17 protein-coding genes and 1 pseudogene are annotated in these 17,867 nt (G+C 65.1%); 12 read left to right on the top strand and 6 right to left on the bottom strand.

What is annotated here, in order from left to right:
• Positions 1-41: 41 nt before the first annotated feature.
• Positions 42-1,382, bottom strand: coding sequence for an ATP-binding protein (locus ING15_RS08405; RefSeq protein ID WP_206454334.1), 1,341 nt, complete (start codon positions 1,380-1,382; stop codon positions 42-44).
• Positions 1,379-2,038, bottom strand: coding sequence for a response regulator transcription factor (locus tag ING15_RS08410; RefSeq protein WP_206454335.1), 660 nt, complete (start codon positions 2,036-2,038; stop codon positions 1,379-1,381). Before ING15_RS08410 ends, ING15_RS08405 begins: the two co-directional genes overlap by 4 nt.
• 144 nt (positions 2,039-2,182) lie before the next feature.
• Between ING15_RS08410 and ING15_RS08415 the strand changes: the two genes are divergently transcribed.
• The 7 genes from ING15_RS08415 (at position 2,183) to ING15_RS08445 (ending at position 8,288) form a co-directional block, all read left to right on the top strand.
• The gene (locus ING15_RS08415) at positions 2,183-2,569 is read left to right on the top strand and encodes a PepSY domain-containing protein (protein ID WP_206454336.1); all 387 of its coding nucleotides are present in this window, start codon (positions 2,183-2,185) and stop codon (positions 2,567-2,569) included.
• Positions 2,569-3,183 carry a cytochrome b/b6 domain-containing protein gene (locus ING15_RS08420; protein ID WP_206454337.1) on the top strand — a complete coding sequence of 205 codons (615 nt, stop codon included), beginning with the start codon at positions 2,569-2,571 and terminating at the stop codon, positions 3,181-3,183. The genes ING15_RS08415 and ING15_RS08420 overlap by 1 nt, the downstream gene beginning before the upstream one ends.
• A gap of 51 nt (positions 3,184-3,234) precedes the next feature.
• Positions 3,235-3,993: a hypothetical protein gene (locus ING15_RS08425; protein WP_206454338.1), complete on the top strand. Its 759-nt coding sequence runs from the start codon at positions 3,235-3,237 to the stop codon at positions 3,991-3,993.
• Between the two features lie 252 nt (positions 3,994-4,245).
• Positions 4,246-4,581, top strand: a complete 336-nt coding sequence (locus ING15_RS08430; protein WP_206454339.1) for a hypothetical protein — start codon at positions 4,246-4,248, stop codon at positions 4,579-4,581.
• Between the two features lie 49 nt (positions 4,582-4,630).
• Entirely contained in the window at positions 4,631-5,101 is a 471-nt protein-coding gene (locus ING15_RS08435; protein WP_206454340.1) for a DUF2271 domain-containing protein, read from the top strand.
• A 12-nt stretch (positions 5,102-5,113) separates the two neighbouring features.
• Positions 5,114-7,321 carry a PepSY domain-containing protein gene (locus tag ING15_RS08440; protein ID WP_206454341.1) on the top strand — a complete coding sequence of 736 codons (2,208 nt, stop codon included), beginning with the start codon at positions 5,114-5,116 and terminating at the stop codon, positions 7,319-7,321.
• Positions 7,302-8,288 carry an FAD:protein FMN transferase gene (locus tag ING15_RS08445; RefSeq protein ID WP_206454342.1) on the top strand — a complete coding sequence of 329 codons (987 nt, stop codon included), beginning with the start codon at positions 7,302-7,304 and terminating at the stop codon, positions 8,286-8,288. The genes ING15_RS08440 and ING15_RS08445 overlap by 20 nt, the downstream gene beginning before the upstream one ends.
• A gap of 305 nt (positions 8,289-8,593) precedes the next feature.
• On the opposite strand, the gene ING15_RS08450 is transcribed toward ING15_RS08445, so the two are convergent.
• From ING15_RS08450 to ING15_RS08465, 4 genes are all read right to left on the bottom strand, one after another.
• A complete protein-coding gene (locus ING15_RS08450) occupies positions 8,594-9,511 on the bottom strand; it encodes a histone deacetylase family protein (protein ID WP_206454343.1) in 918 nt (305 codons plus the stop codon).
• 3 nt (positions 9,512-9,514) lie between these two features.
• Complete coding sequence (locus ING15_RS08455) at positions 9,515-12,208, bottom strand: bifunctional acetate--CoA ligase family protein/GNAT family N-acetyltransferase (RefSeq protein WP_206454344.1); 2,694 nt, start codon at positions 12,206-12,208, stop codon at positions 9,515-9,517.
• 350 nt (positions 12,209-12,558) lie between these two features.
• On the bottom strand, positions 12,559-12,834 hold the full coding sequence (locus tag ING15_RS08460; RefSeq protein ID WP_206454345.1) for a DUF6522 family protein: 276 nt from the start codon (positions 12,832-12,834) through the stop codon (positions 12,559-12,561).
• Positions 12,835-13,011: 177 nt separating this feature from the next.
• Positions 13,012-13,434: an RrF2 family transcriptional regulator gene (locus ING15_RS08465; RefSeq protein WP_206454346.1), complete on the bottom strand. Its 423-nt coding sequence runs from the start codon at positions 13,432-13,434 to the stop codon at positions 13,012-13,014.
• Between the two features lie 88 nt (positions 13,435-13,522).
• On the opposite strand from ING15_RS08465, the gene ING15_RS08470 reads away from it, so the two are divergent.
• The 5 genes and pseudogenes from ING15_RS08470 (at position 13,523) to ING15_RS19460 (ending at position 17,839) form a co-directional block, all read left to right on the top strand.
• Entirely contained in the window at positions 13,523-13,981 is a 459-nt protein-coding gene (locus tag ING15_RS08470) for a group III truncated hemoglobin (protein WP_206454347.1), read from the top strand.
• Positions 13,982-14,002: 21 nt separating this feature from the next.
• Positions 14,003-14,479, top strand: a complete 477-nt coding sequence (locus ING15_RS08475) for a hemerythrin domain-containing protein (RefSeq protein ID WP_206454348.1) — start codon at positions 14,003-14,005, stop codon at positions 14,477-14,479.
• 962 nt (positions 14,480-15,441) lie between these two features.
• Complete coding sequence (locus ING15_RS08480) at positions 15,442-16,278, top strand: universal stress protein (RefSeq protein ID WP_206454349.1); 837 nt, start codon at positions 15,442-15,444, stop codon at positions 16,276-16,278.
• A 403-nt stretch (positions 16,279-16,681) separates the two neighbouring features.
• Positions 16,682-16,831: pseudogene (locus ING15_RS19930) on the top strand (hypothetical protein); the annotation flags it as partial.
• Positions 16,832-17,083: 252 nt separating this feature from the next.
• Positions 17,084-17,839: a phospholipase D-like domain-containing protein gene (locus ING15_RS19460; RefSeq protein WP_232845636.1), complete on the top strand. Its 756-nt coding sequence runs from the start codon at positions 17,084-17,086 to the stop codon at positions 17,837-17,839.
• Positions 17,840-17,867: the final 28 nt, after the last annotated feature.

A 17,867-nucleotide genomic window follows, 5' to 3' on the forward strand; every position in this document is an offset into this window, starting at 1 on the left:
CCCCTCTCGTAATCGGGAGGCGCGTATGCAGAACGATGGTCTCAGTCCGGTTGTCGACCGATCGGCGCCTTGAACGATGCCGCAAAACCGTCCGCCCGGCCCGGGGCGGGCGATTGCAGCGTGAGCGTCGCCTGTGCCCCGTCCGCAATGGCCTTGGCGATCGACAGGCCCAGCCCGCTGCCCTCCGATATGGCCTGACCCCGCTCGAAACGCGCCGCCAGCCGCGTCAGCGTTTCGGGTGGGACGGCAGGGCCGTCGTTGATCACGCAAAGGACGCGGTCCGCTGTCAGGATCACCCGAACCGGAGCGTCGCCGGTGCCGTGGCGCTGCGCATTCTCGATCAGGTTGCGGGCGAGAATCGCAAAGGTATCGGGGTCGATATCCGACAGGACCGGGTCGTCCGGCAGTTCGAAGTCGATGCGCTTTTCCTTGGCAATCCCTTCAAGATCCGAGACCACCATGCGCAGCACGGGGCGCAGGTCCGCCGCAGTCTCGCGCCGCAATCGCCCGCCCTCGGCTCGGGCCAGTTGCATCAGCTTCTCGGATAGCCGCGTCAACCGTTTGAGGGCGGTCTCGATCTCGCCGGCCCTTTGGCCCACGGCGGGATCGGGGATTTCCGTCATCAACCTTTGAGTCTGTGCCAGCGCCGCCGCCACGGGAGTGCGCAATTCATGCGCGGCATTGGCGGTGAAGTTACGCTCGGCCTCCAGCGTACGCCGCAGCCGGTCCAGCAGCTGGTTGACGGCCTCCGCCACCGGCAGGATCTCATTTGGAAGATTGCTGTCGCCAACCTCGGACAGATCGCGGGCACCACGGCTGGCCAGCGCGCGGCTGAACCGGCGAACGGGCCGCAAGCTGCGCCGGACGATCACCAGCACCCCGAGAAGGCTGATCGGAATGACGAGGATCAGGGGTAGAGCGAGGCCAGCCAAAGCCTCGCGCGCCACGTCGGCACGGTGGCTCAATGGCTCGGCGACGGTGATGGTGATCGTGCCTTGCAGCGCCGCGTCGTAGTAGAGCCGATGCGTCTTCGTCTGGCGAAAACCCATGCCATCGAATGCCGGAAAGACCACGTCCTCGGTCCCGTGCGAGCGCAACAGCACGCGGTCCTGGTCGTCGCGCACGATGTAGGTGAAGAGCTCCTCGTGGCTTCGCAGGGTGGCGATGCGCTGGCTGACGCCCTGCTCTTCGCGGCCGATGATGTCCATCACCGCCAGCGGCAGGATGCGTTGGGCGGTTTCCTCAAGCGCGGAATCGAACACCTCGTTCATCTCGCCGCGCAGGATGGTGGCCGTCGCCCATGCCGTTGCCAGCCAGAGCAGAGTCAAGCCCAGTCCCAGCCCAAGCGCCAGCCGTGCCTGTAGTGAGCCCGGCCATCTCATGCCGCGCCCAGCCGATAGCCGAAGCCGCGCACCGTCTCGATCCAGTCGCGCCCCAGCTTCTTGCGCAACCGGCTGACATGGACCTCGATCGTGTTGCTCTCGATCTCGGTCTCGAAGGAGTAGAGCCGTTCTTCGAGCTGCGCCTTGGACAGGATCTGCCCGGGCCGCTGCACCAAGGCCTCGAACAACACCCATTCGCGGGCGGTCAGGGGCACGGCCCTGCCGCCCCGCCGGACTGTTCTTGCCGCAAGGTCGATTTCCAGATCCCCCAGCGTGATCAGCGGGTTGGGGTTGCCGGAATAGCGCCGGGCGACAGCATTCAGTCGCGCCGAGAGCTCGGAGAGATCGAAAGGTTTGACCATGTAGTCGTCGGCGCCGGCGTTCAGCCCCTCGATCCGGTCGCTGATCTGGTCGAGCGCGGTCAGGATGATCACCGGAGTCACGTCGCCTCGCACCCTCAAGGCGCGCAAAAACGGCTGGCCGCGCCCATCGGGCAGCATCAGATCCAGCAAGATCAGGTCGTAGACCGCCACTCCAAGATATTCGCTCGCTGCGTCAAGCCGCGTCGCCCAGTCGACGGAATGGCCGTCGGCGGCGATCTGGTCGCGCACCGCGGCGCCCAGCACCGTGTCATCCTCGATCAGCAGCACACGCATGTCGTTCCGGTCCCATTCGCTCTATCGGTCCCGTATTCACTGCGAAACTTACAGGCACCTGACGCGAAGAGTCGGCGTGCTTCAGGTCGCCGTCAGAATAGCGCGCGAAAAGGGCGCATCACCACCCGTTACGGGAGACGGAAAATGAAGAAATCCCTGATGGCCGTCGCACTTCTGTCGGGCGTTGTCGCGGCCGGGGCCGCCCATGCCGATGATGACGATTGCAATGTCCCTATGGCCAATTGGCAACCGCGCGAGGCGGTCCAGAAGATGGCCGAGGCGCAGGGCTGGACCGTGCGCCGGATCAAGACCGATGACGGCTGCTATGAGATCGATGGCCGCGACGCAAAGGGTCGTCAGATCGAGGTTACGGTCGATCCCGGCACGCTGGCAATCGTCGAGACGGAGTATGACGACGAGGACGACGCGGGCAACCGGCCGGAAAGGAACGCCACGCCCGCCGGAACGGTGGCGCCGCCGGATAGCGGTCTGTTCACCCCGGGCAGCAAGCCCGGCATGGTCGTCGAGTGATGACCCGCGTCTGGGGTCCGGTAGTGCGCCTGTTCCACTGGGCGCTGGTGGTAACTTTCGCGATCGTCTGGCTGACAGCGGACGAGCTTCAGCGGGTTCACGAAATCGCAGGCTACGTTGTGGCGGGCCTCGTCGCGTTCCGGTTGGTCTGGGGCCTTTTCGGCAGCCGCTACGCGCGCTTCGCGCAGTTCCTGCGCGGTCCGGCCACGACGCTCGCCTATCTGGGCGACATGGCGAGGGGGCGAGAACGCCGCTATCTCGGCCACAACCCGGCGGCCGCGGCGATGATCGTGGCGCTGCTCGTCACGCTATCCGGCACCGCCTTCTCTGGCTGGCTAATGGAAGAGCCGAGCCGTGTCGCGATGCTTGCCGGCCTGCCGCATATCGTTACTGCCGCCCATGCCGACGAGGAGGGCGACGAAGCCGGGTATGGTGAAGCGGAAACGAACGGGCCGCTGAAGGAAGTGCACGAGACGCTCGCCAACTTGATGCTTCTCCTCATTGCGCTGCACGTAGGAGGCGTGGTGCTTGCTTCGTTCCGCCATCACGAGAATCTCACCCGCGCCATGATCACGGGCAACAAGCGCGCGCCCGGCCCCGGTGATATCGCCTGACCCTGTTCTCAAGTGCCACGTGTCCCTCGGCCTGGACTGAGCCCTGCCTGCGTGGCGGGGTTTTTTCCTGACAACAAGCTGAAGCAGAAACGTCTGCGTTGTCAGGAAGCCCTCAGGTGGCGTCGCCAAATTGACCTTATCGGTTCAAAGGAGACCCACACCATGAAAACGAATCCAGGAAAAGGCGCGCTTCTATCGAAGGCAACGATCATGCGCACGTCATTCGTCGTCTCTGCCGTCGCCGCGTCCGTATTCGCCGCGACGGCTTCGGCAGATCCCCTTGAAATCCCGTACCTGCTGAGCGCGGCCCATGCGGACTTCCTCACGCAGCTCGAGGAAGTTGCCGGCACACCGGGTCAGATCGGCGGTGCGGCCCGCGCTGCGGCCGATCTTCTGGGCCCCCACATCGAGGCGGAGGAGAGGGCCGTCTTACCATCCCTCGGGCTCATCGAAGAGGTCACGGAAGGAAAGGCCGTGGCAGGGTCTCTGCCGACATTGGCGAGCCTGCAGGCGGAACTGCCCCTGCTGATCGACGGTCAGATAGAGGCCATCGGCGCGCTGGCAGAGCTGTACGCTGCGGGAGATGCGGGAGACCGGCCGGAGGTGTCGCGTCTTGCCGAGAGGATCATCTGGCACGAGATGAGCGATGCGGAGTTTCTCTATCCGGCGGCCGTTCTTGTCGGCTCTACCGCCCGCGCGGCCGAGGTCGATGCGTCTGAGAGCCAGAGCGACCCGGCGCCGCTCTACGGCCGTGACCCGATCCCGATGATGGGGCTGGGTAACCCGCACGCGCTCCACGCCCCTCAATGAACCAACGGCCCTCGTGTAGCGGGTTCCGCGAAGGCCGGCCGTTGCGGCCGGCCTTCCGTGACGCCGGCAAACCGCGGACGATGACCATCCGAACCGCGATGATAGTCGCCGTCCCGGCAAGAACGCCAAACTGCGTGCCGATCGACCATTTTCTTTGCCTGACACCAAGCTGAAGCGGAAACCGCGTCGCTGTCAGGAAACCCTCAGGTGCCATCTCCAGACTGATCCCATCGGATACAAGGAAACCTCGCCATGCGTAAACCTCTCGCCCTGCTTGCCACCACGGCACTGACGCTCGCCGCCATCGGCGTGCCCGCCTGGAGCGCGCTGCAAACCCCGCCCGACGGCGAGGAAAGCAGCTTTGCCGCATTCGTCCACGATGGAGCGGAGTCGCTTCAGTTCCTCCTCGTCAGCGACGAAGATGATGACGATCGCCGGCGGTCCAGCCACCGCGAAGACGACGAAGACGACGATGACGACGATGATGACAGCAACAGCGCACGCAATCCCGCGCCGGCCAAGTCCGTTGCGCCGCCGCAGAACCCTCTCTTCGGCAACGGCGCCGCGCCGCAGGTCCAAGTGAACTGACCCCCGCCCGTCGCCCCGTCCTCACCCCCGAACAAGAAGGCAGATTCCTATGAAGTTTGTTTTAGCAACGCTCGCGCTGACGACAGCGCTGACGTTTCCCAGCCTCGCCATGGCGCGCCCTGTCGTGCTGACGACGACGCTCAACACCTATGGCGGCGATGGTGCCTATCTTGCCTACTATGTCACCGATGCGCAGGGCGCCTATGTCGGCAGCCTCTGGATGGCTGGCGGCAAGTCGAAGTACTACGAGCACCTCTCGGACTGGTACCGCGCCACCGGCGGTGACCCGGCCCAGATCAACGGCATCACCGGCGCCAGCGTGGGCGCGGGTCGGCAGCTGAAGATCACGCTCGATCTGGCCGATGCGCTGTTCGATGCGGGATATGAACTGCACGTTGACGCGGCGGTCGAGGACATGCGCGACAGTCCGAACGAGATAGCCGTGCCGCTGACGACGAACGGCGCAAATACGCCGGTCCGCGGGCGCCGCTACATCGCCAACTTCAGCTACGGCATGTGAGGAGGCGAGGTCATGCTCCGGGCGCTCCATCGCTGGCCGGGCCTCGTGGCTCTGGCTCTCGTCACCGTTCTGGCGCTCAGCGGGGCGGCGCTGTCCGTCTTTCCGGCGGCGGAGCGCCTCGCTGCGCCGCAGGCGGAAGCCGGTCTGACCGTGGCCGACCTCGCTTCGCGCATCCAGGCTGTCTATCCTGGCGTCGAGCAGATCCGCCGCGCACCGTCCGGCCGGATCACCGCCTACTGGTTCGATGCCGGCACGCCGGGCGCCGCGGTCATCGATCCGGCTACGGGAGAGGGGATCGCTTCGGCTGACCCCAACCAGACCGAGCGCTGGCTGACCAACCTGCATCGCTCACTGTTCCTCGGGGACGGCGGACGCATCACCATGGCGGCGGCCGCTTTGGCGATGCTCGTCCTTTCGGTTTCCGGGGCGCTTCTGGTCGCGCGGCGGGCAGGTGGGTGGCGCCGCTGGTTCTCCCCGCTGCGCGGTCCGATGCCAGGCCGCCTGCATGTGGAGATCGCCCGCGTCGCGGTGTTGGGCCTCGCGCTCTCTTCAGCCACCGCGCTCTGGATGACGGCCTCCACCTTCGATCTTTTACCCGACGGCGGAGTGCCGCTTGCCGTCCCGTCCGAGATGAGCGGCGAAACTGGCGTGGCGCTCGGTGCGATCGACCTGCTCGGCGGAACCCCGACCGCGGAACTTCGCGAACTGAACTTTCCCTATCCCGGCGACGCAACCGATATCTTCACGCTGAAGACCGACCGGGGCATCGGGTATCTCGATCAGGGCACGGGCGCACTACTTGGCTGGACTGACCTGACCGGGTGGGAGCGCCTCTCGGAAACGATCTACATGCTGCACACCGGCCAAGGAGCGGCAACGCTGGGGCTGGTGCTCGGGCTGATGGCTCTCGGCGTGCCGGTGATGGGCGGAACCGGGATGGTGCTGTGGTGGGCGGGGCGGCGGAGCAGGCCGCAGATCCACGCCAACCAGCCAGCTTCCCGGGCCGAAACGATCATTCTGGTCGGCAGCGAGGGTGGCAGCACATGGAGCTTTGCCGCGACGCTGCACAAGGCGCTGACGGATGCGGGCCAGAGCGTTCATGCTGCACCGATGTCGGCCTTCGATCCGGCCCGCTACACCCGCGCGCAGCGGATCGTCGTTCTCGCCGCGACCTATGGCGACGGCGATGCGCCGGCATCGGCAAGAGGGTTCCTCGACCAGGTCGCGCAGCTCGAAGCGCCGCCCGCCGCAGCTTTCGCGGTGCTGGGTTTCGGTGACCGCAGCTTCCCGGCCTACTGCGCCTTCGCCCGCGTCGTTGCCGAGACTGCCGAGGCGCGGGGCTGGAAGATGCTGCTGCCGTTCGACACGGTCGACCGCCAGTCGCCGCAGGATTTCGCCCGCTGGGGCCGGGCGCTCGGCACCGCCATGGAGATCGAACTCGAGCTCGGCCACCAGCCGGTTCTGCCGGCGACAGAGGCGCTGACCCTGATCTCGCGCCGCGACTACGGGGCCGAGGTGCAGGCGCCGACCGCAATCCTGCGCTTCGCCCCGCCCACGGCCTCGCTCTGGAAGCGCGTGCTCGGCCGCGGCTTCGGAGGCTTTCGGCCCGGCGATCTTCTGGGCATCGTCCCCGACGGATCCGCCGTGCCCCGGTTCTACTCGCTCGCTTCGGGACGCGGCGATGGCTTCGTCGAAATCGTGGTCAAGAAGCACCCCGGCGGTCTTTGCTCCGGGCAGCTTCTCGACCTGCAACCGGGCGACAGCATGCCGGGCTTCATACGCCGCAACCCCGCGTTTCGGCCCGCGCGAAACCACAAGCCGATAATCCTCATCGGCGCTGGGGCAGGCATCGGACCACTTGCCGGATTCGCGCGGGCCAATCGGCGCGCCCGGCCGATGCACCTGTGGTTCGGCGCCCGGCACCCCGACAGCGATTTTCTCTATGGCACGGAGATCGCCGGTTGGCGGACGGAAGGCCGGCTTGCCTCTATCACGACCGCGTTCTCACGGACGGAGCAGCGGGCCTATGTCCAGGATGCGCTGCGAAGGGACGCCCCGAAGGTCGCGCGACTGATCGCCGACGGCGCGCAGGTGCTGGTCTGTGGCGGACGCGACATGGCTGCAGGGGTGGCGGAGGCGCTGACGGATATCCTGACCCCGCAGGGTTTGACACCTGCGATGTTGAAAGCGGAGAATCGCTATGCCGAGGACGTTTACTGATCTGGTTCGCCACGCGCTGAATGGGCCAACCATGGGCACCCGCTGGTCGGCGCTATTCGATGCATCGCCCGCTACGGACCCCGTTCCGATCCGTTGCGCGTTGGCCGAAAGCGTGGGCCTGTTGGATCGCCAGATGTCCACCTGGAAGCCCGATAGCGACCTGATGTGTGTCAATCGCGCGCCGGTGGGTGAATGGGTTTCGGTCCCTCCCGAACTGATGGAGGTTTTGGCCCGTGGCCTCGAGATCGGGCGGCTGTCCGGCGGGGCGTTCGACATCGGCATGGGCGATGTCGTCACAGCCTGGGGGTTCGGGCCGCAGCATGCGGACCCACAGGCGATGCGGGTAGCCCTGGGCAGGGCCCACGCCTTGGCGCATGAGGTTCTCGAGCTTGACGGCGATGCGCTGAGGGTTCGCAAACACGCGCCCATGACGCTGGACCTGGCGGGCATCGCCAAAGGTTACGCCGTCGATCGCATGATGGCGGTGCTGGGGCGTTTCGGGATCACGGATGCCCTGGTGGGGCTCGATGGCGAGATGCGCGCATGCGGTCGGCGCGCCGATGGCCGCCCCTGGACGGTGGCGCTGGAGCGGCCCGACTTTGAGACGCGCGCCCCACTCTCGATCCTGGAACTTGCCGATTGCGCGGTGGCGACATCCGGTGACTACCGACACTGGCTTGATGTTGGCGGACGGCGCCTGTCCCACACCATGGACCCGGCTCGCGGCGGCCCCGCGACGGGATCGCCGGCATCGGTCACCGTGCTGGCGGAAAGCTGCATGGACGCGGACGCCTGGGCCACGGCTCTCATGGTACGGGGCGCGCGCGCAGGGCTGGAGATCGCACGACATCGCGGGTTGAAAGCGATTTTCATCGAACGTGTCGGCGAGACCTTGCGTCAGAGCCGCGTCGGATGGATGGACCGGAAGGAGCATCCGGCTGCGCACTCACCAGTCGTTGACGCCTGAAGCAGACCCGCAGAAGCGTAAAACTTCCCCTGTGGATCGTCGCTGATGGCGCGTCGGCCGTGCAAGGTCGCGGGCGTGGGCGCTGGCCAACAAGATCGCCTGCGCGATCTGGGCGCTTCTCGTGGAGGGAGGCATCTATCGGGCGCCGGCGATCGGGGCGAAAGCGAGCGGCAAGGTGCCAAAGCGTGATGAACCTAAAGGGCGATGCCTTGATGCCAAACAGACCGTCAGAGGCACTGCGCCTTCGAGTGAGGGGAAATTGAACAGGCGATCAGTGTCGCAAATAGCGGAACCGCCCGCCATGCTCACCCGATCAGCGCGTTCAGATGCGCAACGACGCTGCGAGCAAGCGCCCCGGGTTCGTAGCCGCCCTCAAGCATGGAGAGCACGCGGCCTTCCCCATGCGCGCGTGCGACGGCAAGAAGCTTGTCGGTCACCCATACATAGTCGGCCTCGGTCAGGCAGAGGTCCGACATGTCGTCCAGAATATGGGCGTCGAAGCCTGCCGAAATGAACACCATCTGCGGTGCGAAGCGTTCAAGGGCGGGGAGCCAATGATCGGCAACCGCTTCGCGGAACTCCGGTCCGGCCGCCCCGGCGGCAAGCGGGGTAGCGACGAGATTGGGCGTCTCGGATGCACGTCCGGTAAAGGGATAAAACGGGTGCTGGAAGGACGAGCAGAACAGAACCCGCTCGTCATACTTGAAGATTTCCTCCGTGCCATTGCCGTGATGAGCGTCGAAATCGATGATCGCGACACGCTTCAGCCCATGTGCATCGAGCGCATGGGCTGCGGCAACGGCAATGTTGTTGAACAGGCAAAAGCCGAGCGCCGCTCCCGCCTCCGCATGATGGCCCGGCGGACGGACCGGACAGAAAATCGGGCAGGCCTCGCCGGAGAGGATCAGGTCGACCCCGAGGATACCGCCGCCAGCCGCCCGTTCCGCGGCGCGCAAGGTACCCGGTGACAACACTGTATCACCGTCAATCGCCACCAAGCCGGCGGCGGGCGACGTGGCTGCGAGCCGGTCGAGATAAATCGGTTCATGCACGCGCTCGAGCTGGGCGCGAGTGACAAGCGGTGCGTCGTAGTGCCGAACCACGAAATCGAGGCCGGATGAAATCATCTGGTTTGAAATCGCGTCCAGCCGCCCGCGCGTGTCGGGGTGGAGTGGCCCGGCGTCGTGTTCCAGGCAGTCGGGGTGCGAAACGATGCCGAGCATGTCTCACAGCGCCCGCTCGACGAAGACAAGTCCCGGGTCGTCGGGATCGGGACTTTCCGAGAAACCGAGTTCCGCCATCAGTTGCAGCATCGAGGCGTTGCGCGCCAGCACCGTACCCTCCATCACCGTCAGGCTGTGCTCGTCGCGCGCCGCTTCCATCAGCGCCTTCATCAGCCGCGTGCCGATGCCCTGCTTCTGCACCTCGTCAGAGACCACGACGGCGAACTCGCAGCTTTTCATATCCGGATTGATGACATAGCGCGCGACGCCTTGCTGACGTGGTCCGCGCGCCCCTTCGGTCATCGCAACCAGTGCCATCTCGCGGCGATAGTCGATCTGCGTGAAACGCACGAGCATCTCCTGCGAAAGCTGGTTCAGCGTGCCCATGAATCGGAACTGCCTGGCTTCCGGCGAGAGTTCGCGCACAAAGGTCTGCTCACTTTCCGCATCCTCCGGGCGAATCGGCCGGATGATCAGTGACGTGCCGTCGGAGAGGTGGTCCTTCCAGACGAGATGGCGCGGGAACGGATGGATCGCGACATGGTCATATGGACCGCTGCGCGCCGGCGGTCGGGCGATACCGATGCGCGCATCGACGGCGATGACGCCATCGCGACCGGCAAACAGCGGGTTGATGTCGAGTTCCGTCACCTCGGGTAATTCGCAGACGAGATCGGAAATGCGCAACAAGACGTCGATCACCGCCGCCCGGTCCACCGCAGGGCGGTCGCGAACGGCGTCGAGAAGGCGCGAAACCCGCGTGCGGTTGATCAGCCGGTTCGCCAGAACCGCGTTCAGAGGCGGAAGCGAGACGGCGCTGTCACGCAGCACTTCGACCATCGTGCCGCCGGCTCCGAACAGGATGGTCGGACCGAACACCGGATCGCGGCTGGCGCCGATGACAAGCTCGCGCGCATCCTCCACATGGGCCATGCGCTCAACAGTGACCCCGAGAAAAGCTGCGTCGGCGCGTGCCTTTGCCACGCCCTCGGCGATTTCCCGGAAGGCAAGCTTGACGTCGGCTGCATTCATGACGTTGAGGCGCACGCCGCCGACATCCGACTTGTGGGTGATGTCGGGTGAGTTGACCTTCATCGCGACCGGAAAACCGACCGTCTCGGCGGCGATCACCGCAGCGGCGGGGGTTGCGGCCTCGATGGTGACGTTGATCGGAATGTTGAAGGCATGCAGCAGGGCCTTGGATTCGATGTCGGAGAGCATGCTGCGCCCCTCGCCGAGTGCGTCGGCGATAATCATCCGCGCTCCGCTCAGATCCGGCGAGAAGGCGTTGCCGGGGCCGGGGGTTTCCAGCGCCAGTTTCCGGTGCCGGTAGTGCTGGGCCAGATAGGAGAATGCCTCGACCGCACGCTCGGGCGTGGTGAAATCGGGAATGCCGTTTTCGCTCAGATGGAAGCGTCCCTCGGCGACCGAGCTTTCGCCCATCCAGCAGGCGAGCACTGGCTTGAAGGGTTTTTCGGCGAGGGCCGAAACAACCGCTTCCGCCACTGCGGTCGCGTCGGTCATCGCCTGAGGTGTGAGCATCACGAGCAGACCATCGAAATTTGGATCGGTGAGGCCTGCCCTCACTGCCGCCACGAACTTGTCGGGCGCGGCGTCGCCGAGAATGTCGATCGGGTTGGCGCGCGACCAATAGGGCGGCAGGACCTTGTCCAGCGCGGCGACGGTGGCCTCCGACGGAGCAGCGAGATCGACGTCCATGTCGCCGGCGCGATCAGCGGCAAGAACACCCGCGCCTCCGCCATTGGTGACGATGCCAAGCCTATTGCCTTTCGAACGCTTGTTGGCTGACAGGATCTCGGCCGCGGCGAAGAGTTGGCCGAAGGTGCGGGCCCGCACGGCCCCGGCGCGGGCAAGCGCGGCATCGAAGACCTCGTCCGATCCTATCAACGCGCCCGTATGGGTGTGGGCGGCCGACGAACTCTGGTTGTGGCGGCCGGCCTTTAGCACAATGACCGGCTTTGTGCGGGCTGCGGCGCGTAGCGCGCTCAGGAAAGACGGCGCATCGCGCACGCCCTCGATATAGAGAAGGATCGCCTCGGTTTTCGGGTCGACGGCAAGGAAATGCAGGGCATCGCCAAAATCGATGTCAGCTGAGTTGCCGAGTGAGACGATCGCCGAAAAGCCGAGATGATGGGGTGCGGCCCAGTCGGCGATGGCCGAGCAAAGCGCGCCGGATTGCGAGATCAGAGCAAGACGGCCCTGCGGCACGCCGGAGTTCAAAAATGTTGCATTCAACCCTAGCCAGGGGCGGACAAGCCCGACGCAATTGGGACCGAGGAACCGTATATCCGCGCGACGCGCGGCGTCGAGCAGTTGGCGATGCAGCCGCTGGCCTTCCGCGCCGGCCTCCACGAAGCCCGCCGACAGGACGATAGCATTTCTGATGCGTTTTTCGCTGCAATCCTCGATGATCTGCGGGATCGTGCGGGCCGGCGTGGCAATGACCGCCAGATCGATGTCGCCGGGCACATCGAGGATCGAGCGGTAGCACGCCACTCCACCAATTTCCTTGTGCTTCGGATTGACCGGAATGAGGCGTCCCTTGAAGTCTTCAGCGGTCAGATTCGACCAGACCTTCGCGCCGACGCTGTTTTCCGCATCGCTGGCGCCGAACAGGGCGACGGACTCCGGATTGAAAAGCCGATGAAGTGGGCTTCGGTCGAGATAGGCTTGCATAGCGTCGCACCTTTGCTTGGGGACCGCGCGCGTGGATGGGGCGGCGGAACGACCAAGCTCCGACCGGCCGGAGCGCGGTCTTGCGCGATTTTGCGGCGATGGTAACCGCCCGGCATGACGGGACGTTGATCTCTATCAAGCAGGCAAAGTGATTTTGCCGCGGGCGTGGCGCCGCTTTCGTGAAGCCGAGCTTCGATCGCGGCATTCTACCGGTTGGAACTGAGACGACGAAATTGTCCTGATCGGCAGGAGTCTTTGAACGCTCGTCTTTCCTTCAGAGCTTTCCGCTTTCTCCGGGTTAGGTCCATCCGCCATAGCACCTGGTCTGCGGAGGCAGGCCCCGCTCCTGCTTACACCCGGCGCTGATGGGGCGACCTCGGCAGAAATGTCGACCGCGACAGAATCCGGCCCTCGACCTCCACGGTCAGTCTCAGCGCCCAGCTTCCATGATAGAAGGTCAGCCGAAAGCGGCCGCTGTCCTCCTCGATCCCCGTCTCGCAGCGGCTGGTGATCTCGCCCACAGCCATCCGCGAGCGCACGGTTCCGGGATCGAGCGCGAAGGCCTCCGCCAGGATCTCGGCGTCGACCACGAAACTGTCTGGCGTGACGGTGACGGTGCTACTCATGCATCCGTCCGCCTGCGGCTGCTGACCGCCACGATGCCGGCGAAACCGGGCGTCACGGCCAGGTCATCGACCTCACCCGGCGTGGCGGCCCGCGGCGACAAGGTGGCTCTCCTCAACCGGTCCACGTGCGAGGAAATGCTCAGGGATCGGATCATCGGTGTGTCCATTGCATCGAGATCATGCCGGCACGACCATGGGTCTGGGCAGGGCGACGTCCGCCAGCGTCGAGCGGTCGAGATCGGCGAGGAAGAGGGCTTCGGCCGCGCGCAGCCGCGCCTTTAGCCGGCAGCAGCCCGTGATCGAACAATCGCTGCCGCCAGGTGCGAAGCACTCGACCAATGCCTGCCCCTCCTCCAGAATGCGGATCACCGTACCGAGCCGAATGTCCCGCGGCGGCTTCGCCAGAACCGCGCCGCCGCCGCTGCCGCGCCGCGTGGCCACCAACCCGCCCTGCGCCAGCCGCTGCATGATCTTGCTCAGATGATTGCGCGACAGGCCAAATTCCTGCGCCAGCTCGGCGGTGGAATAACCGCGCTCCGGCGCGCTGGCCATGCGCATGAGCATCCTGAGGCCGTAATCGGTGAAGGAGGTGAGGCGCATCGCCGTCCAGGCTCCTGAGAAATGGGTATTTACAATACCTATTAGCGGGATTAGACCGAAATACAACCCTGTTCGACCGGAGCCCGCCATGCCGCAGAACCCAGCCATACTTCCACCCATCCGCTCGGCCCGGCCGGTGCTGACCGCCGGGATCATGGCGGAGACCGGGCTGGACGAGGGCCGGCTGACGGCTTTGGTCCACCGCTTTTATGCCAAGGTGCGCACCGACGCGATGCTTGGGCCCGTTTTTGCTGCGCGGATCTCCGACTGGGAGCCGCATCTGGCCAGGATGGTCGATTTCTGGTCCTCGGTCGCGATGATGACCGGGCGCTATCATGGTACTCCGGTGGCCAGACATGCGGGCCTGCCAGTGGCATGGGAGCATTTCGAACGCTGGCTGGAACTCTTCCGCGAAACCGCCGCCGAGACCTGCACCCCCGCTGGCGCTGCCCATGTTGTCGAACGCGCCGAGCGGATCGCACGCTCGCTCCACATAACCATCAAGGATGCCGCGCATCCGGAGCGCGACGCCCCGCCACGGCTTTGACGCCCGCGAAAGGAGACAGACATGACCGAAACCGTTCCGACCGACGATCCGGCCGAACTGACCCGCTGGATCGAAACCCACTATCACGCCCGCCACCGCGAGCAGCTTCCCGAACTCGCCGCGCTCGCGGCAAAGGTCGAGCAGGTCCACGCCGCTGCCCCGGAGGTGCCAGCGGGCCTATCGGAGCTCCTGCGGCAGATGATAGGCGCGCTCGAAGTGCATATGAAGAAGGAGGAGTTGATCCTCTTTCCGGCGATCCGTCGGGGCGGCATGCCCGGGATCGAGAACCCGATCGCGGTCATGCGCGCCGATCACGACGAGCACGGCGCCGAGATCGCCCGCATCCGCACTCTCACCAACGACCTGACGCTGCCAGGCGATGCCTGCCGCAAATGGACGGCCCTTTACGAAGGGCTGGCGGAATTCATCGCCGAGTTGGAAGTTCACGTCCGGCTGGAAAACGAGGTGCTGTTTCCGCAGTTCGAAACCGCAACCTGACAGGACGGGGCCACGACCGCCCTCGGCTTGCCGAATACTACCAATACGCATGGCGAGCACTGCGTCATTTTGTGACCTCTGCTGTGAAAGAGGTCGGAGCCAGGGAATTCGTACGACCGGTTGGCCACGGCGGAAGAGCCGAGTGATTGCGATCGTCGGCGAATGCGCCGATGGCCGCCAGCGCCGCGCCACTGAAGATCATCGATAACTGCCTCTGATACATCCCATACATGAGGTTGCTGCTCCCCGGCGGAGAGGCGAACCTTTCGGCTGTCGATATCCAGTAGGAATGGAGAGCAGCGATGCGATTGTATGCCGGTTTGGATGTGAGCCTCAAGACGACGCAGATTTGCGTGCTCGATGAAGAGCGGCGGATTGTTCGGCGAGGGTCGAGCGACACGCAGTCGGGGATGATCGCCGAGCGGCTGGAGCCGCTTGGCAGGAGCGTCATGCTGGTTGGTCTCGAGACGGGCTCGCTGACGCCCTGGCTGTATCATTCCCTGAAGGCCGCGGGTCTTCCAGTTGTTTGCAGGACGCGCGGCGCGCGGTCGACGCGGTGCGCTCTCGCCCGAAGAAGACCGACAAGGCCGATGCCCAGTCGCTGGCCGAGATGTTGGCATGCAGGTAGTATGCGCCGGTTCTCGTCAAGAACCTCGACAGCCACCGCCACAAGGCGTTGCGCGGTGCCCGCGACCAGTTGGTTCGCGTGAAGCGTCAGCTCAACGGTCAGGTGCGCGGGCTGCTGCGCCCGTTCGGCCTTTGGCGGATCGGATTGACGTCGATCAATGCTAAGATGGTCCCAACCGCCTCTGATGGTTGGGCTACGAAGGCAGATGCGCTGCTGCTGGCGCGCAGCTTGGCGTACCGCATCCCGGTGAGGGCGAAGGCAAACAGGTTTGGGATCGCGCTTCCCTGATCATCGGACTTATTGCGATCGTGTTGTCAGCAGTCAGGAGTCTTGCATGAGTTATGCCTCGATCTTGGTACATGTCGAGAACGCCGAGGCGTCCTCTAACGCGCGGCTCGACCTCGCTGTCGCTCTTGCCCAACGCTTCGACGCGGCTCTAATCGGAGCCGCCGCCGCCACGTTCCGTCCACCGCCGGTCGACGCATTCGGCGGTGTGGTGTTCGTCGATGTCGTCGCCGACGAACGAGAGCAGATCGCCGCCGAACTGCGAGACGCCGAAGCGCGATTCCGTTCACATTGTGCCGGCCGGACCCTCGCAACGGAATGGCGCTCCGCGGTTGATATGCCTGCCGAAATGCTGGCCCGCGAAGCCCGTTCGGCGGATATGATCGTTATCGGGCGCGATTTGGATCGCCAGCGTGCGGACGTCTACCGGACCGCCGATCCCGGCACAGTGATGATGGCCGCCGGCCGGCCCGTTCTCGTCGTCCCCGCGGGCACCAGCGTGCTTTCGGCCGAGCATGTGGTCATCGCCTGGAAAGACACCCGCGAGGCGCGCCGGGCGCTGTGGGATGCGTCGCCCTTTCTGCGGGCGGCGGCAGGTGTCCATGTCGTCGAGATCACCCGGGAAACGGAGTTCGAAGCCGCGCAAGCTCGCACTGCGGATGTCATCCGTCATCTCGAGCGTCATCAGGTCAAGGCGCGCTCGGACGTGCGCGTACAGCGGGAGGCGTCCGTGGCCGACGAACTTGTCCTGACTGCCGAGCAGAATGGGGCCGATCTCATTGTCGCTGGGGGATATGGCCATGCGCGCTTGCGAGAATGGGTCTTTGGCGGCGTCACCCACGACCTGCTGCGTCGCTGTCCAAAATGCTGCCTCCTGTCCCATTGAGCAAATCCGCCTGTCGACGACCTGCCTCGCATGCTGTGGGCCACCGCACTCGATCGTGTCGATCGCCGGCTCGGGCTTGCCGGGCAGGGCGGGGCAATCCAACAAGCGCTGAACACACATGACCTGGAAGAACACCATCCTGCGGGAGTCCGACACATGCTGGCGGATTGAAGACGCGACAAGGATTGCGCTCTTGGTCGACGGCTGGGCGTACCTGCCGGCGATGCGCGCCGCTATGGAGCGGGCCAAGCATTCCATTCTTCTTATCGGATGGGACTTCGACGCGCGAGTGCCTTTAGGACCCCCAACCGATGAGAACGGAGATAGCGAACCGCTCTGCGATCTGTTGACGCGCCTGTTGGCGCGAAACCCAGATCTCAAGGTCCATATTCTTATCTGGAAGATGGCGATTGGTTACAGCGTCCAGCGCCGAGACAGTCCTCAGCGTGCGGCGCGATGGCTGCCCGGAGATCGTCTGGAATATCGGCTGGACGGCGGCCATCCGGTCGGTGCTTCGCACCATCAGAAAATACTGGTCGTAGACGACAGCGTCGCATTTTGCGGAGGTTCCGACTTCACGCGCAATCGCTGGGACACCTCCTTGCACCTGCCCGTCGATCGCCGTCGCCGCACGCTCGACGGGAGCCTCTACAAACCTCGTCATGAGGTGATGCTCGCCGTCGCGGGGCCTGCGGCGGCGGCACTTGGCGAATTGGCGAGACGACGTTGGCGTCGCGCCACCGGTGTTCAACTTCCGCGGCCGGCCGCGGAAAAGACTGCGTGGCCCGAAAATCTCGCACCCGACATGAGCGACGTCAGATTGGGGATCGCCCGGACCGAGCCCGCCGACAGGCGGGGGACCGCCGTCAGGGAAGTGGAAGCCCTCTATCTCGCCGCGATCGCCGCCGCCGAACATTGGATTTATCTGGAGAATCAGTACATCACGTCACCGGTCATCGCCAACGCCTTGGCACAACGTCTCGGAGAACGGGACGGGCCGGAAATCGTCATCCTGTGCCCGGCCCGAAGCACTGGAATCTTCGAACGCTTGGCCATGGAGCGCCCTCGCATCCCCCTGATCCACTCGCTCCGTGGCAAGGACATTCACCAACGGTTGCGGGTCTTCGCCCCCATGGCCGCGATCGATCTGCCGATCACGGTGCATTCCAAGCTGATGGTCGTCGATGATCGTTTTTTGAGAGTTGGATCCGCCAATCTGAACAACCGGTCACTCGGCCTCGATACGGAATGCGACGTGGCGATCGAGGCCGGAGCAGACGATCGGGCAGCGAGACGGCGAATTCGGATGCTTCTGAGCCGGCTCGTGGCCGAACATGTCGGTGCCTCCGCGGAGGTCTTCGCCGCCGAGCTGGAGCGATCGGGCGGTCTGATCGCGACGACTACTCTGCTCAACCGACCAAAGGGAAGGCACCTCGATCCATTTCCGGCGTTGCAGCCGGGCTGGCTCGATCGATTGCTTGCGTGGGCGCATTGCTTCGATCCGTTCGACGCGGCCGACAATTGGCGGCCATGGCGTCGTCTCCGGGGCCGATCACGCTAATCGCCGGAACCCGGACCAGGCCGGCTCT

The organism is Aurantimonas marina (assembly GCF_017183135.1).
GTDB classification, from domain to species: Bacteria; Pseudomonadota; Alphaproteobacteria; order Rhizobiales; family Rhizobiaceae; genus Aurantimonas; species Aurantimonas marina.